This window comes from Flavobacterium sp. XS2P24, from assembly GCF_030010285.1.
Taxonomy (GTDB): Bacteria; Bacteroidota; Bacteroidia; order Flavobacteriales; family Flavobacteriaceae; genus Flavobacterium; species Flavobacterium algoritolerans.
The window spans coordinates 13584-31186 of the sequence record NZ_JASCRU010000011.1; the positions used below are offsets into that span (position 1 = coordinate 13584).

General features: G+C 34.3%; 11 protein-coding genes. 3 read left to right on the forward strand and 8 right to left on the reverse strand.

All coding sequences use genetic code 11. From position 1 onward, the window contains the following. The first annotated feature begins 7 nt into the window (after positions 1–7). From kdsA to QLS31_RS09235, 3 genes are all read left to right on the forward strand, one after another. Positions 8–826, forward strand: a complete 819-nt coding sequence (gene kdsA / locus QLS31_RS09225; RefSeq protein WP_282743614.1) for a 3-deoxy-8-phosphooctulonate synthase — start codon at positions 8–10, stop codon at positions 824–826. A gap of 18 nt (positions 827–844) precedes the next feature. After that, positions 845–1690: a hypothetical protein gene (locus QLS31_RS09230; RefSeq protein WP_282743615.1), complete on the forward strand. Its 846-nt coding sequence runs from the start codon at positions 845–847 to the stop codon at positions 1688–1690. Positions 1691–1936: 246 nt separating this feature from the next. Next, positions 1937–3028 (forward strand): PAS domain-containing sensor histidine kinase, encoded by a 1092-nt coding sequence (locus QLS31_RS09235; protein WP_099715056.1) that lies wholly within the window; start codon positions 1937–1939, stop codon positions 3026–3028. A gap of 38 nt (positions 3029–3066) precedes the next feature. Here QLS31_RS09235 and QLS31_RS09240 read toward each other — a convergent pair whose 3' ends face one another. From QLS31_RS09240 to QLS31_RS09275, 8 genes are all read right to left on the reverse strand, one after another. After that, on the reverse strand, positions 3067–4446 hold the full coding sequence (locus QLS31_RS09240; protein ID WP_121342377.1) for a M28 family peptidase: 1380 nt from the start codon (positions 4444–4446) through the stop codon (positions 3067–3069). 236 nt (positions 4447–4682) lie between these two features. Then, complete coding sequence (bglX, locus tag QLS31_RS09245) at positions 4683–6983, reverse strand: beta-glucosidase BglX (protein WP_282743617.1); 2301 nt, start codon at positions 6981–6983, stop codon at positions 4683–4685. After that, the gene (locus tag QLS31_RS09250) at positions 6973–7686 is read right to left on the reverse strand and encodes a prolyl oligopeptidase family serine peptidase (protein ID WP_282743618.1); all 714 of its coding nucleotides are present in this window, start codon (positions 7684–7686) and stop codon (positions 6973–6975) included. The genes bglX and QLS31_RS09250 overlap by 11 nt, the downstream gene beginning before the upstream one ends. A gap of 13 nt (positions 7687–7699) precedes the next feature. Then, positions 7700–9085, reverse strand: a complete 1386-nt coding sequence (locus QLS31_RS09255; protein ID WP_282743619.1) for a glucoamylase family protein — start codon at positions 9083–9085, stop codon at positions 7700–7702. Between the two features lie 73 nt (positions 9086–9158). Further along, positions 9159–10061, reverse strand: a complete 903-nt coding sequence (locus QLS31_RS09260; RefSeq protein WP_099715052.1) for a LamG-like jellyroll fold domain-containing protein — start codon at positions 10059–10061, stop codon at positions 9159–9161. A 17-nt stretch (positions 10062–10078) separates the two neighbouring features. Then, complete coding sequence (locus QLS31_RS09265) at positions 10079–11533, reverse strand: RagB/SusD family nutrient uptake outer membrane protein (RefSeq protein ID WP_282743620.1); 1455 nt, start codon at positions 11531–11533, stop codon at positions 10079–10081. 4 nt (positions 11534–11537) lie between these two features. Further along, positions 11538–14546 carry a SusC/RagA family TonB-linked outer membrane protein gene (locus QLS31_RS09270; protein ID WP_282716186.1) on the reverse strand — a complete coding sequence of 1003 codons (3009 nt, stop codon included), beginning with the start codon at positions 14544–14546 and terminating at the stop codon, positions 11538–11540. Positions 14547–14788: 242 nt separating this feature from the next. Next, positions 14789–17539, reverse strand: a complete 2751-nt coding sequence (locus tag QLS31_RS09275) for a histidine kinase (RefSeq protein ID WP_282743621.1) — start codon at positions 17537–17539, stop codon at positions 14789–14791. Positions 17540–17603: the final 64 nt, after the last annotated feature.

Here is a 17603-nt window from a genome sequence, read left to right on the forward strand (position 1 = left end):
TCATATTATGAACCTACAACATATTCCACAAATTAAATATACTGACAGTGGTAATTTCTTTCTGCTAGCTGGTCCTTGTGCCATTGAAGGTGAAGAAATGGCAATGCGAATTGCCGAAAAACTAGTTGGTATTACTGATAATTTACAAATTCCTTTCGTTTTTAAGGGATCATTCAAGAAAGCTAACCGTTCTAGAATTGACAGTTTTTCAGGAATTGGTGACGAAAAAGCATTAAAAATCCTTAGAAAAGTTTCTGAAACATTTAAAGTTCCTACTGTTACTGATATTCATACGAATGAAGATGCGGATATGGCTGCTCAATATGTAGATGTGCTGCAAATCCCTGCTTTTTTAGTACGCCAAACTGATTTAGTAGTGGCTGCTGCCAATACCGGAAAAGTGGTAAACTTGAAAAAAGGACAATTTATGAGTCCAGAAAGCATGAAACATGCGGTTCAAAAAGTATTGGATTGTAATAATGAAAAAGTAATGGTTACGGATAGAGGAACGATGTTTGGCTACCAAGACATGATTGTTGATTTTAGAGGAATTCCTACTATGCAACAATACGCTACAACTGTTCTTGATGTTACGCACTCACTGCAACAACCCAACCAAACCGCTGGTGTAACTGGAGGAAGACCAGATATGATTGAAACCATTGCCAAAGCTGGTATTGCTGTAGGTGTGGATGGAATTTTTATAGAAACACATTTTGATCCTGCTAATGCAAAAAGCGATGGAGCAAATATGTTGCATTTAGATTACTTTGAATCATTAATTACCAAGTTAGTTGCCATCAGAAAAACAATAAATACATTTTAAATTTAGGCCCCAAATTCATTGAAACATTTTTTTTTATTTTCAGCATTCCTAATTATACTATTTACTAATACTACAATTGCACAGGAAAAAACAGTAATACAAGATCGATACACCAGTCATAACAAAGGGAAATTTTTTATTTCATGGGGAGGAAACAGAGATAGTTATACTAAATCTGACATCACTTTTCGTGGAAAATACTATAACTTTACTCTGGATAATGTACAAGCGCATGACAAACCAAAAGGATGGCATGTTGATTATCTCAATCCAGCCAGGATGACTATTCCTCAGACTAATTTAAAATTGGGGTATTTTATAAATGATCATTATAGTGTAGCAATAGGCGTTGACCACATGAAATATGTGATGACACAAGATAAGGCCGTAAATATTGATGGTTATTATCCTAATCCGGGATCATATGATGAGTTGTTACCTAACGATCAGGTGCTTTTGACAGAAGAATTTTTAACTTTTGAGCATACCGATGGTTTAAATTATGTACACACTGAATTTTCAAGACACGATGATATTTCCTCTATTTTTAAAATTGGAAATACAGACAAAATCCAAGTTAATTTAACGGAAGGAGTTGGTTTTGGTCTTTTATATCCAAAAACAAACACAAAATTATTGGGTAAAGAACGTCATGATGATTTTCATGTTTCGGGTTATGGAACTTCTTTGAAAGCAGGTTTGAACATCACTTTTTTCAAACATTTTTACCTTCAAGGAGAACTTAAAGGCGGTTATATCAATATGCAGGATATACGAACTACAACAAGCTCAGAAGATACTGCTTCACAGGACTTTTTCTTCTTTCAGAGAATTATTGCTGTGGGAGGAATATTCAAAATATAATAGCACACAAATAATAAAAAACGAGGCTGCCTGTAAATAGACAGCCTCGTTTTGTTTAATCTAATTTTTTATTTTAATGAATTAGATGCCTCAATTTTAATTATAAATTTGTTTCTTGGATCGCTTTTATTATAAGTATTTATTAGCTAAATTTGAATATTAAGTTTTTTCCAAAAGAACAAAAGTAAAGAATTCATAAAATTTGTATTTGCCCAAAATCCGAATGATAAGTAACCTCTAAAATCAATGACTGTAAAAAAAAGTAATCCTGATTCAGAAGGGATCTATCACTTTGATAATTTTTTTAATATCTCCGCTGATTTTATTTGTATTGCAGGATTTGATGGCTTTTTCAAGAGAATAAATCCCGCTGTTTCAAAATTATTAGGCTTTTCAGAAGAAGAATTATATGCTAGACCCATAAGTAGTTTTGTTTATACTCCAGACCTTAAAATTACAATCGAAACCAGAGAGCAAGTATATAAAAACAAGCCCCTTTTAAATTTCGAAAATCGGTATTTAACGAAAAGCGGAGAAATTGTTTGGCTATCTTGGACATCTATGCCTGTTGAATCCGAAAAATTAGTCTATGCGATTGCCAAGAACATCACTCACAAAAAGAAAGTAGAAGAAGAGCGCAATTTACTTCTTGCAAATCTTACACAAATCAACAAGGAACTTACCGTTTTATCACACAAAACTTCCCATGATTTAAAGTCACCTATCAATAATATGCTTTCGGTTTTTAGTCTTATTGATGTTTCTAAAATCAATGATCCGGAAACACTGGAATTGATTAATATTCTTAAATTAACCAGTGAAAATTTAAAAGAAACACTAAACGAATCTATCGATGAATTGGTAGAAAATGAGAATATAAATACTCAAATTGAAGAAATAAATTTAACCGAATCACTTGCTGAAGTCCTTGCATCCATAAATTCCTTGGTAAGCGATTCAAAAGCAATTATTAATGTTGACTTTTCAGCTTTTGAGAATGTTACTTTCAACAAGGCCTACATTAAAAGTATTTTTCTGAATTTACTAACCAATTCAATTAAATATTCAAAACCACATCAAGTACCAGTAATTACTATTCAATCTAGAAAAAATAATGGCGTGAACCAATTAATTTTTTCTGATAATGGGTTAGGTTTTGATATGGATAAAGTGAAAGATAAGATTTTTGGTTTATATGAAAAATTTCACAGTAACGTTGACAGTAACGGTATAGGATTGTATCTAGTTTACAATCACATCACAAGTTTAGGTGGCCGAATAGCGGTAGAGAGCAAAATAAATGAAGGTGCTACATTCACTATTTCCTTCAAATATTGAAAAAATAGCATGTAGCACCTTCACAAATTAGGGTGTTTTTATTTTACAATTCCATTCTGATCTATCAAATACATTAGTGAAGCCATAGTTGCCGCTCCTAATTCTAATTCTCTTTTATTGATAGCGTCAAAAGTGTCATTTGCAGCATGATGGTAATCAAAATAACGTTGTGAATCTGGTTGTAATCCAGCTTTTACGATATGATTTGATTTCAATGGACCAATGTCAACACCAGAATGTCCTTTTACAAATTTATGAACTAAATACGGTTCGAATAAAGTTGCCCAACTACTGATTTTATTGAAATTTGCTTCATCAGCATCAATTGAAAAACCTCTTGGTGAAAATCCTCCTGAATCACTTTCTAAAGCAAAAATATGGTTCTCTTTGTTTTTGTTGGATTGATCTTCGTACTCTTTTCCGCCACGAACACCGTTTTCTTCATTCATGAACAATACCACACGAAGCGTATTTTTAGGTTTATATCCTATATTTTTAAAGATATTCAATACTTCCATACTTTGCACACATCCAGCGCCATCGTCATGAGATCCGTCCCCTAAATCCCAGGAATCAAGATGTCCTCCAACGACCATTATTCTATCTGGATGTTCAGAACCCGTTATTTCTCCCACAACATTATAAGACAAAACATCATCAAATGTCTGACACGATTGTTTTAAATAGAATGGAGCGTTTGGTTTTTCTTTTAAACTTTTACTTAAAAGTTCAGCCCCATTTGTACTAATAGCAGCAGCCGGAATTCGTTGTTCTTTTGAAATTTCTCCATAATTGGTTCCTCCGGTATGTGGCAAATCATCCAATCGTAAATTCATTGATCTCACAATTACGGCTAACGCACCCAGTTTCCCCGCTTCTCTTGCTCCTGATGATCTTTGGTCTACACAACTGCCGTATGCTTTGAAAGTTTCAATAAATTCAGGGTTCATAGGTCTGTTAAAAAAGATTATTTTCCCTTTTACTTTTTCTTCCCCTAATGCTGTTAATTCCTCTATACTTTTTACTTCAATTACAGTCGCTTGTACTCCTTTTTTGGGAGTGGCAACAGAGCCGCCGAGCGCACATATTGGAAAACTGATTTTTTGATTTCCAAATTGTAAATACGCGATTTCTTTTTCGCCTCTAACCCATTTTGGCACCATCACTTCCTGAAGATATACTTTATCTAATCCAAGTGTTTCTAATTGCGCTTTGGTATACAAAACTGCTTTTTCGGCTCCGGTTGTACCCGATAATCGAGAGCCAATTTTATTGGATAAATGTTCTAGCCAAGGATAACATTTGGCATTCGTTAAGGATGATTTATAAATTTCCTTCAAGGTTTGTTCTTCTTTGGTTTGTGCAAAAAGAACAATTCCGTTAAGGAATAGTGCAACACATAAAATTGATTTTCTCATAATTTAATTCGGTGATGGTTTGAATTTTTCGGTTTCAATAGGAACGGCAATTTCGTGATTCTTAACGAATATTTGATACCACATTCAAAAAAAATCTTGCAAATTATTTTGTCTGAATTTATAAAAAACAAATAAAGCCATTAATCTTCGTGACATTTTTATAAACACACTTTTTTATAAAAAAACCCTTCGATATAAATACCGAAGGGCTGATCATAAATAAACAAACCAAACATTTACTTAATCAACACAAAATCAACTTTATTGTCAGTGCTGGAATCCGTGCCTACAAAAACTTGAAAAGCACCCGGTTCAGCAATAAATTGTAAATCAGAATTATAGAATTTTAATTCTTCAACAGAAATTTCGAAAGTTACTGTTCGTTTTTCTCCTTTTTTAATAGATACTTTTTGGAATCCTTTCAATTCTTTTAAAGGTCTTGTAACCGATCCTACTAAATCTCTTATGTACAATTGAACTACTTCTTTCCCATCAAAATTTCCAGTATTTGTCACATCTACAGTAACATTTAATTTCCCGTTGAAGTTCATTTTATTGGATGAAATTTTCAAGTTTGAATAGCCAAAAGTGGTATAACTCAATCCAAAACCAAAAGGATATAAAGGTTCATTTCTTTCGTCAATATAATTCGATCTGAATTTTTCAAATTTCCCTTCCTTGTTCGCAAGAGGTCTTCCTGTATTTTTTTGATTGTAATAAATAGGCACTTGTCCCACACTTCTTGGGAACGTCGCAGTTAATTTTCCGGAAGGATTTTCATTTCCAAACAAAACGTCAGCGATAGAAGCTCCAGCTTCGCTTCCTGCAAACCAAGTATTCAATATTGCCGGAACAGTTTCATGTTCCTGAACCAATACCAATGGACGGCCTGTAAACAAAACCAAAATAACTGGTTTTCCTGTTTTCAATAATGCTTGTAATAAGTCTTTTTGAGCTTGTGGAATCTCCAAATTAGTTCTGCTGCTGCTTTCTCCTGACATTTCTGCTGATTCCCCTAAAGCCGCAACAATTACATCCGATTGATTGGCTATTTTCAAGGCTTCCGCCAATAATTCTTCGGTAGTTCTGCTATCACGGTGCAGTGTTTTTCCGAACATAGTCGCTTTTTCCTCGAAAGCAGCATCATAATCCAGATTGCTTCCTTTGGCGTAAAGCACTTTTGTAGCGTCACCGGCAACTTCTTTGATTCCTGCTATTAATGAAATGGATTTATCCATATTAGTAGCCACACTCCAAGTACCCGCCATATTTTCTTTGGCATCAGCCAATGGTCCAATAACAGCAACTGTTCCTGATTTCTTCAAAGGAAGCAATTGATTGTTGTTTTTCAATAAAACCAAAGATTGCGCTGAAATAGCTCTAGCTTCTGCTCTATGGTTTTTTGTAAAAACCTCCGTTTTAGCTCTTTTTTCATCACAATATTTATACGGATCATGAAACAATCCCAAATCATATTTGGCATTCAAAATAAGACGAGCCGCATTATCTATTTGTTCGATGCTCACTTTTCCTTCATCCAATGATTTCTTCAAAGTAGTAAGGAAACCTTCACCCACCATATCCATTTCAATTCCGGCATTTAATGCCAAAGCTGATACCGTTTGTAAATCCCCCATTCCGTGCTCTATCATTTCAGGAATTCCTGTAAAATCAGTCACTACAAAACCATTGAAACCCCATTGTTTTCTCAATACATCCGTCATTAACCATTTGTTTCCGGTAGCAGGAATTCCATCAATTTCATTGAAAGACGCCATAACCGAACCAACTCCGGCATCAATAGCGGCTTTGTAAGGAGGAAAATAATCATTGTACATTTTTATTCGGCTCATATCAACCGTGTTGTAATCACGTCCTGCATCTGGCGCGCCGTACAAAGCAAAATGTTTCACACACGATAAAATGGTATTGTTCTTCGACAAATCATTTTGTTGATACCCATTGACCATTGCTTTTGCAATTTGGCTTCCCAAAAATGGATCTTCACCCGAACCTTCTGAAACTCTTCCCCAGCGTGGATCACGAGAAATATCAACCATAGGCGAAAAAGTCCAGTTGATTCCATCGGCACTGGCTTCCTGTGCTGCAATTTGAGCACTTCTTTCAATTAATTTCATATCCCAAGTACAAGATAATCCAAGCGGAATTGGAAAGGTTGTTTCATACCCGTGAATCACATCCATTCCAAAAAGCAACGGAATCTTCAATCGGCTTTTTTCGACAGCAATTTTCTGTACTTCTTTTATTTTCTGAACTGATTTGATGTTGAATAATCCGCCAACTTTACCATCTTCGATATTCTTCGCCACATTAGAACTACTGGCAGCACCAGTTGTAATATCACCAGAAGTTGGTAAATTCAATTGTCCAATTTTCTCTTCCAAAGTCATTTTCGAAAGTAATTCAGCTACGAATTCTGTTTTGGGTTTGATTGTAACTGCCTTTTTAGTTGTCTTTTTTTGGCTGTAGCCAAAAAGTGAAAAGCCTATAAGGAATATAATAAGTTTAATTTTCATTTTGTCTGTTTTTTGTTTGTTTGAACATCCAATCATAAATTTCTTGGTTGTCATATACTCTTGTCCAACTATCGTGATTTGCATCATCAAAAATCGTTAGTGCCACATTCGTATTACAGGTTTTCAATTTTTTATACATCGCAATCGAATACTCTACATTCACGACATCATCCAGTAAACCATGGAAAATCCGAGTTGGAATGGTTGCGATTTTACAATTCTCTATCATCGGAATTCTATCCACATATCCGGCAATAGGAACTAATGCAGCAAAGGTTTCAGGATGTGCAAAAACAAGATTCCAAGCGACCCAAGCCCCCATACTAAGACCTGTAAGATAAATTCTGTTGCTATCGATATTGTTCTCTTTTTGAATTTTTAAAATCAAACGATAGAGCACTTCTTCATTCCAATATTCATTCTCAGGACATTGCGGTGCTACAACATACGCATCTAAGTCGTGACTTTTCAAATACTTGAATGGCCCATGTGCTTTTACTTTTTCGATATCGGTTCCTTTTTCACCAGAACCATGAAGAAAAACAATCAGCGGCTTTTTTTCTTTAGTATTCTTTGGAATATGCAAAGCAAAAGTTAATTCGCGTTTTTGCACGATTTCGGTTTTTATTGTACCAATTTCATCCTTTTGAGCAAGAGAAACAATGGAAAATAATAACGTGACTATTGCTAATTTACATTTCATCTAAAAATTTATTTTAAAATCCATATTGAGTGGATGAAAAACCTAATGTTTTCAACCCCACTTTTACCTCAGGTGCCTGCATAAATAATTTCCAAATCAATCCCGTACGATGATTTTCAATCATGGGAACAATTGTACCTTGATCAATGGCTAAATAACGTGGAGTCACCCAATTGTAATGAGGCGAAAAGGCATCATAAGGTCCTGCAACTCCAACTAAAGAGCTCTTTTTTTCATCATACAAATAATGCAAAAATTTCATGCTTTCCGCTGGTGTAAAGGGGAATGAAGACAAAGCTGCTGTAGGCGAAATTACTCCCGTATCATTCAACGGTTGATGTGCCGTATATCCTGTAGTACCATCGGAATTTCTGGTGTAACTAGCTGTTAATCCCCAACATTTATCGGAATAACCCGCCCATTGTTTTGGATTAGCAATACAATATTGATTGATGATTTTAGAATGGTTCTGTGTTACTGTCCAATAATTTGCATACGCATCTGTCAATCCTCGAGGATCCATTCCCAAGTAAGAATATTGTGCCCAAAACAAAGGCCCAACATTTCCTGTAGCCCCGTTATAATTAAAAATTACCGGTATTCCATATTGAGAACTTCCGTTTGCAATTGCACCGTTACGAGCCCAAGCTTGATGATACGCTGCTGCTGGAATTGGATGTGTTGGAGAAGCTGCGCCCATAACATAAGTAATCAAACACTCGTTGTAACCTTCTAATTTGAAATTCATTTCCCAACCATAGTTAGGAGACCAGTGCCAATACATGGCATTTTCACCTTTTGTGTACCAATCCCACTCTACGCCTTTCCACAAATTATCTGCTTTGGCAGCAAGCGCTTTTTCTGCGGTATTTCCGTTTTTAAAATATTCTCTAACGGTTAACAATCCTTGGCATAAAAAAGAAGTTTCAACAATATCCCCACCATTATCTTTTGTTCCAAAAGGGATTACTTTTCCTGTTGTTCCGTTTATCCAATGCGGCCATGCACCATGAAAACGTTCTGCATTTTCCAAAAAAGTCATAGCTGTTGTAAGTCGGGAAACGGCTTCGGCTCTTGGTACAAAACCTCGTTCCACACCTACAATAAGTGTCATTAAACCAAATCCTGAACCTCCAGTTGTAATAATATTAGCTTCAAAACTAGGATCTTCAGTAAGGTAACGTTCCCGTGCCAATTTTGAATTGGTTTCGGCATATTCCCAAAAATATTTGATAGCATCTTTTTGGACTTGATCCATAGCTTCCGTATCAGTTAAAGGAACTGTGGGCACTGTCGGACTCGTTGGCAATGGAGTTCCGCCACCCTTCCCTTCAGGAGATGATGATGAACAAGAAATAAAAAGATTTAAAAAAATTAGTCCGTATAAGTACTTTTTCATTTTTATAAAATAAAAGTATTAATAATTGAAAAAACACCTAGTTTATGGAAAACTAGGTGTGTAAGAGTGCTTTTTATCTGTTGTCTTTTTCTAATTTAAATAAAGCGACAACTTCATTATCAGAAAGAGCTGCATTGTATATTCTGAATTCATCCATCATACCGGTATAATTCAACATCCAACCATCCGGAGCACCCCATGGAGTACCTAAATGTTGTTGAAATCCTCCAATAATGAATTTTGAAACATTCGAATTGGCAAGATCTCCATAACCAACACCTCCGGTAAGAGGATCACTTGCATATCTCTTAGAGATTGAAGCGGGTAAATCAAGCTTTTGTCCATCAATGTACATGCTATAAGTAGAACTAGCTCCACTATAAGTCCACACAACATGTTTCCATTTTCCAAACATATTCGTTAAAACATTTGTACCACCATGCTCAATAAACTGACCAGACCATGCAATACTTGGCATTACATCTTTTTGAACGTGATTTTTCACTAACATTGTTGTTGCTGGACCTGTACCTTCAATTAATGAGAAAATATTCCCCCAGAAATCAGTTGTTTTTGGCAACATAAATAATGACTGTGCTCCTCCTGTGTGTGGATTTGTATTGATCCACATAGAAACGGTAATGCTTTTTACATCGACCAAAGAACTCGCCACTGCATTGTAAGCAATAAAAGAACTTGAAGATCCTTTATAAGCCATTCCTTTGATTCCGTTTCCATAAGTTACATTTGTACCTACTCCACCAGTTATTCCATTTTTTGAATCTGCAATACTGTTCTCAAAACTAAATTTAGTAACCAAATTAGCGGCAGCAACATCATCTGAACTTTCATACCCACCAATTGCTTCATAAGCAATTGGGGCATTAACTTTATCTATACTATCCTCGTTACAGCTCACAAAAAATGGTGAAGCTAAAACAGAAGCAAATAAGAAAATATATTTATTTTTTTTCATTTTACTGTTTTTTTAAATTAATAACCAGGATTTTGTGTTGACAATCCACCTGCTTGTGTAATGAAAGCTTGTGGCAATGGAAACAATTCATGTTTGCCTGCAACAAATGTTTTTCCATCAATCGCAAAAGCAGCTACAGCTTGTCCTGTACGAACTAAATCAAAGAATCTATCATGCTCAAATGCCATTTCAACTCTTCTTTCTTTCCAAATTGCAGTTTTTACATCGCCTTGAGAAACAGCAGTTGTGTTCCCTAATCCAGCTCTTGTTCTGATTTGGTTCAACAAAAGAATCGCAGCAGGAGTTTGATTCAATTCATTAAGCGCTTCGGCTTTCATTAATAACACCTCAGCATATCTCAAATATTTGATATTCACATCGGTTTCCCAACCATCTGTGAAAGCAGATGAATACGCTTTATAGTTGTATCTTGGATTTTCAACAGTCAATGGTACAACTCTACCATCGTATAATGTAGTTCCTGCAAAAATGATTGTTGCATTTTTTCTGACATCACCAGCTTCATAAGCATTTACTAAACTTTGAGATGGTGTGTTGAACCCCCAACCCCAACCACCGGCACCACGAGCACCTTGTGTATTAGAATATCCAGAAATTCCTTTGGCTGGCACAGAACCTGTTCCTTGAATTTCAAAAATAGATTCGGCATCATTCTCTCCTGCCAATTTATACATAGAAGCATAATCTGAAACAATAGCATATCCTGTAACCAAGTTACAGTTGTCCACTACTTTCTGCCAGTTTTTTTGGTATAAATTTATTTTTGCCAATAAAGCGTAGGCAGCTCCTTTTGAAGCTCTTCCTTTTTCAGAAGCCGCATATTCTGATTTGTTTGGCAATACCGCAATAGCATCATTCAAATCACTTTCGATATAAGCATATACTTCGGCACTTGATTTACGCGTTAATTGCATAACTCTATCTTCTTCTGAAGAAGGATTTGGTAAATGATCGATAATTGGAACACCACCATAGGTTTTCACCAAAGTGAAATACATAAAAGCTCTCAAAAACTTAGCTTCTCCCAATAATCTTGCTCGTAAAGCAGGATCTGCTTTATCTAATTGCGGGATAATACTTAATGCTTGATTGCATCTGTTAATTCCTTCGTAATTAGCTGCAAAAATCTCACTTGTAGATGGTGTTGAAGCGTTATAGGTTAAGGCGTCCATTAAATCTTTATCAGAACCTGTATCTCCTGGAGACGATCCTTTGTCAGCATCATCAGAAGCAATACTTGACAACCCAATCCAAGAAAATGAAGTCATGTTCCAATCTAAAAACTTACTGTAGATTGCTGTTACAAAAGTGGCTGCTCCTGCATCATTATTGAATAATTCAATGTCTTTTGTAGAAATAGATTCTGTTTGATCCACATCTAAATAGTCGTTTGAACATCCCGAGAAAAAGTATGCGGATAGCGCAAAAATTGATATATATATCTTTTTCATTGTATTAAAATTTTAAATTAGCACCAATAACAACTGATCTTAATGTTGGGTATGCATCCAACTCAATACCTTGTGTTCCATAAGGATCTCCATTACCATTTAGTTCCGGAGAGAAACCTGAGAATTTTTGAGTGATAAATGGATTTATAGCATTTACATATATTCTGCAAGAATTTAAAAATTCTCCTTTCAAAGGAATTTTATATCCTAAAGTAATATTGTTGATTCTAAAGAAATCCCCAGATTCTAAATAGTAAGTAGATGCTACAGGAACTTGGTTGAACGGACCAGGTTTTGAAGCAGTTGTATTGTTTACTGTCCAAAAATCTGTTGCTAATGAATCTTCAATATTTTCTCCTGTAAAACGTTGTGCTTTTTTACCATTGTACACTTTAGCACCAGAAGTACCGTATCCATCTACTGAGAAATCAAAGTTTTTATAGTTCATTCCTAAAGTAACACCATACGTTGAATTTGGTAAAATAGAACCAACGTATTTTTTATCAGCATTCGCATCTAAAGCATCTTGAGTCACTTTGGCTCCTGTTGCAGTATAGTACAACATTTTCCCATTTGTAGCATCAAAACCAGCATACTCATACATATAGAAACTACCTAATGGTTTCCCAACAGAAGTATTATCTAATAATTTTGTCCATTGTCCATTTCCTAAATCTCCACCTGTAATTGGCGCAAGAGTAGCATCTTTCAAACCTGTCAATTCATTTTTGTTGTTAGAGAAATTCCCTCCAACCCAGTAACTTAAATTATCGGTTAATTTATCGTCCCAACGCAAAGCAATCTCATATCCTTTATTAGACACTTCTCCAACATGTGCCGGTGAAGAATTGCTTATACCAGAAGTTATGTATGGTCTTGTGTTTAAAATAACATTTGTTGTTGTTTTATCATACACATCAAATGATCCTTTCAATCTGTTGTTCAATAATTCAAAATCTAAACCTGCAGACGTTTCTTCAGTAATTTCCCATGATAAACTTGGATCTACTTGAGAATTGATTGTAGTTCCTTCATTCAATATAGAACCTCCTAAATAATACGTAAGACCAGAACTATATGCTTGGTTATTAAGAGGTACATTTTGGTTTCCTAATTTACCCCAGCCACCTCTTAATTTCAATAAGTCTATTCCTTTTGCATTAGCCATAAACTCTTCTTTGGTGATAACCCATCCTAAACCAAAGGCCGGAAAAGTTCCCCAACGATAATCTTTACCAAAATTTGATGAACCATCACGTCTGATTGTACCTGTAAATAAGTATCGGTCCATTAATTTATATTGGAAACGACCAAAATAAGAAGCTATTTTATTTTCATTAAAAACCTCATCTCTGTAATTAACAACCGTTCCTACATAATCAACACCTGCTAATGACCAGTAATTTGAATCTGCATTTACATTTTTTCTGGCAACGGTCAATTGTTCTCTAGCTCCTCTAACTGAAGTTTCGATCCCTGCTGTTAATTCAATATCATGAATATCAGCAAAAACTTTATTGTACGTCAAGTAATTAGATAGGTTCCAATTGAAATATTGATTTCTGCCTTTTGTCAATAAATTAATATTTTTATCCGCTGGATAAATAATACTGCTTAACTGACCAGGATTATTATTTGACTGCCAAATTGTTTTTGTGTCTTCGAAATTGTAATTTTTCCAAGAATAATATTCCCCGTTAAACTGTGAGGTGAATTTTAATGATTTTAAAATATCATAATCTAATTTCAAACCACCTTGCAGGGTTATGCTTCTTTGCTCTTCATCAAAATAATCCAATTGTGCTACAGGATTTCCAACATTGTTAAAAGAAGAACCTGAAGTGCCAGCAAAACCGTCAGCACCAACGTAAGAAACACCGTATTGTCCATTTGAAAAACGAACAGGAACAATTGGAGATTGTTTGTAAGCGTTAGTAAAAGCGCTTAATGGTTTTGGTGTTGAATTTGCTGAACCAAAACTGAAATTTTGATTTAAAGTCAGTTTTTTAGAAATTTTGAATTCGTTATTACTTCTAAAAGTAGTACGACTGTAATCCAATCCGTTAAGAATTGCTTTCTCTTGATAATTTCCTAAACTGAAGAAGTATTTAATATTCTCCGATGCTCCAGAAACCGAAACGTTATTTTGAGTATATGAACCTGTTCTGGTAATGGCATCAAACCAATCTGTGTTAACAGGTTGATCCTGTGAAAAAGTTGTGGTTTGTAAAGCAGAATTCGAATAATGTGAGTACTTATTACTTCCCGCCATTTTTACTTTTTTCAAAGGCGCTCTAAAACCTGCAAAACTTTCAAATTCTACAGAAACCTTATCTCCTTTACCTTTTTTAGTCGTAATAATAATTACACCATTGGCAGCTCTGGTTCCATAAATTGCTAATGCAGATGCATCCTTCAAAATTTCGTACGAAGTAATATCATTCGTATTAACGTTATTGATATTCTCCGTAGGCATACCATCCACAATATATAAAGGAGTTCGTCCACCTAAAGCGGTACCTAAACCTCTAATAATTACTGAAGGAGTACTTCCTGGTAAGTCTGAAGAAATTACCTGAACACCCGCCGCTTTACCTTGTATGGCTTGCGAAGCATTCAATACTTTGGTTTTAGATATTTCCTCTGCTTTTAATGAAGTAATTGCCGTAGTATTATCAATTTTTTTTCTGGTTCCGTACCCAATAATAACCACTTCTTTTAATTCCGTGTCTTTGGATTCTTGCAATTGTATACTCATGGGTGCTGCTGTTGCAGAAACAGATACAGCATCAAAACCTACCATGCTAATTTTTAATACCTCTCCTACTTTGGCATTGATATTAAAATTACCGTCAAAATCGGTATCGGTTGAAGTTTTAGAATCAGCCGCGACTATCATGGCTCCCGGAATCCCAATTCCATCCTTATCTAATACTTTTCCCTTAATTACTTGTCCAGACATGTATGCCGGTAGTAAAATGAGTGCTAAAAAGCTAAAAATAATATTTCTCATATAATAATGATTTGTTAAAGTTAGTGGAGCCAAAGTAAATAATTACAACGTTATAGTAAGCAAAACGGCGATACTACACGAATACATCAAAACAGCAAAACAAGATCATAAATCTATGTATTACTGCCTGTAAGAGCGGTTATGAGATACTACACTACATCTATATGATGTAGTAATGATGTGTTGTGATTCCGTAATAAATACACTGAAATAATATATTATCTATAAAAAATAAAGCTTATTTATACAGTTAATAAAAATTTAGAGAGATTTTCGTCCTGAACAAGGTTTAATTTCTTTCTTAAGCGGTAGCGGTGGAGTTCTACACCTCTGAAAGAAATATTCATCATGGGTGCAATTTCCTTAGACGAAAGATTCATTTTTAAGTAAATACAGAGCTTAATATCCTTCGAAGTTAGGTTTGGATATTTTTTTGAAAGGTTAATTATAAATTCGTTGTGAATTTGATTCAAATTTGTTTCAAATGTTTCCCATTCATGTTTGTTAACAGCATTGATTTTTATGGCTTTTTTGATTTCACTTTTTAGTTTATTAAAATCCATATCAGAATCCAGAATACTTTGAATATTTTCAATCATTTCACTTTGTTTCGCAATCGAAAGTGATTTTCCGGCAACCTCTGAGGACTTCGATTGCAATTCCAGTTCTAAAATATGTTTTTCATATTCTTGAATATTCAATTCGTTTTCGGCCTTTAATTCCATCTCCAGAATTTTCTTTTGATGTTTTAATTCTTCATCACGCAACTCCAGTTTCTGAATGTATCGCATTTTATTCCATTTGTAATACAGATACAATATACCACCAATCACTATCAGATATAATAAAATCATCCAAAGAGAAAAATACCATGGTTTGGCCACAATAAATTGAAAGTTGGAAATTTTATCATAATTCAATCCGTCGTGAAGGTAAACCGTAATCTCATTGGAACCGCTATTTAAATTATTCAAAACAATCAAACCTTCATTTACAGGAATAAATTCTTTGGTACCATTTATTTTATAAAATAAATTAGGTCTTGTTGCTCCAAAAACACCTGATATTACATGTATGCGAAGCTCCGAATTGTATGGAATCTTTGAGTAGTTTTTAACCAAATCATTATTTACAAAGGCTTCAACACTTATATTTGATGCTTTCTTGTTTGCATATTTTAATTGCAACGAGATAAAACCATCATCCAGATTCAATAGATAATTGTCTTTGTTTTTGAAAACTTTTACATTGTCATTAATGATTTTTCCCTTGTAATATTTCTCTTGAATAATAGTGCGGATAAATTTATTGTCATACGCATAAATATGATATAAAAGTCCTTCTTGCAGTATCAGAAAGTGATTTTCATCAATAGAAACGATGTTTGATACATTTTTAAAATTCGTATTAAACAATTCATTTTCTTCTAATTGATTGGTAATTGAATTATAGGTGTACCACGATTTATTGATTAAAAACAAGATTTCATTTCTGAACTCAAATATTTTCACTCCAAAATCATTGCTTATTTTGCTGTGCTGGGTGACATTTTTAATATCAGTTGTTTCGTATGCATCATTATACAGAATTCGATACAAACCTCTATTGTTATCGGCTGCCCAAATTTCGTTTTTTCGGTTTTGCGCAACATATTTGATAGGCTTCAATATTCCTTTTATAACTATGTTTTGATTCAAATCATTACTGTCATTATAAATGATTACGCCGCTGTATGTTGATTGCAAATAGGAATTATTAATGCTGCTTTTGACTAAATTCCAACCTCCGTTTATAGTACTTAATTTAGAAAACAACCCACTCTCGTATATAAAAGTGCCTTCGTTATGGCCTATGAGGTATTTATTATTTATTTTACTGATGTTCCAAGCTTGCCCTTGCGTATTAGGAATTAACGAAAGCACTTTGTCTTCATATTTAAAAACGCCATGATTAGAAGCCATCAAATAGCCTTTTGGAGTACTTGCCACGGAATAAACGGAACCTAAAATCCCTGAATTATCATAAAAAATAGAAATAGGGGAATTAACCTCGATATGAGCAATTCCGTTGTCTAACCCCAACCACAAATCATTTTCTTTGTCCAGGCCAATACTCAAAATAGAATTGTTCATCAACACATTATTTCGATTGATGTTTTTATACGAACCAGAATTCAAATCAAAAATATAAACCCCTTTATTAGCCGTTCCTATGATTAATTTATTGTTTTTAATGAATTTGGCGACGTTGATATTTGCTGCTTTCAAGATATCATTTAATGCACTTTTCCAAGCACTCAGAATACCATTTTCTTCCACATAAACCCCATTTTTTTTAGTAAAAAAATACGTTTTGTTTTTGTTTTTTTCAATAGCATGGATGACGTTGTTCTCTAAAACGGACCATCCTTCTATCTTTTCAAACTTGGAATTCTTCATTTTATAAATTCCTTTTTCTACCGAAGCAACCAATAATTCATTACCAACCGGAAAGCAATAGGAAACCAGAAAATCAAATTTACTTTCTTTAATTACTTTTCCGTCAAACTGGAAAAGCCCATTAAAAGACTGAAAGTAGATTTTATTATTAAATTTAAATATCTTCCAAATTTCTTCATTATCACTGTCGTCAAAAACTTTAGTTTTATTGGAGTTAGAAATAGAAACGTAATGCATCTTTCCTTCTTTTCGGAACCAATACCCAAATTCTTTATAAGAACCGGTATAAATGCGGTCACCATCAACCATTACGGAGCGAATAATTGTTTTGTTTGGCAAGCTATTTTTCTCCCACTTTACACCGTCATACCGCAATAAATAATAATTATTGGCAAAATACATGGCGTTATCATTTCCTTGTGCAACACTCCAAATCTGATTATCTCCTTGATAATTTGATTTGCTGTAATTCTCTACAAAAGGGAGTAATTCCTGTGAATAAAGTTGGAATGAGATAAAATAGAGTAGGATTATTGATGTAATTCTTGCTTTCAAAATGTGGTATTTTATATCCAAATATAATTAGATTTATCAAATAAAAGGCATAAAAAAAGCCTCT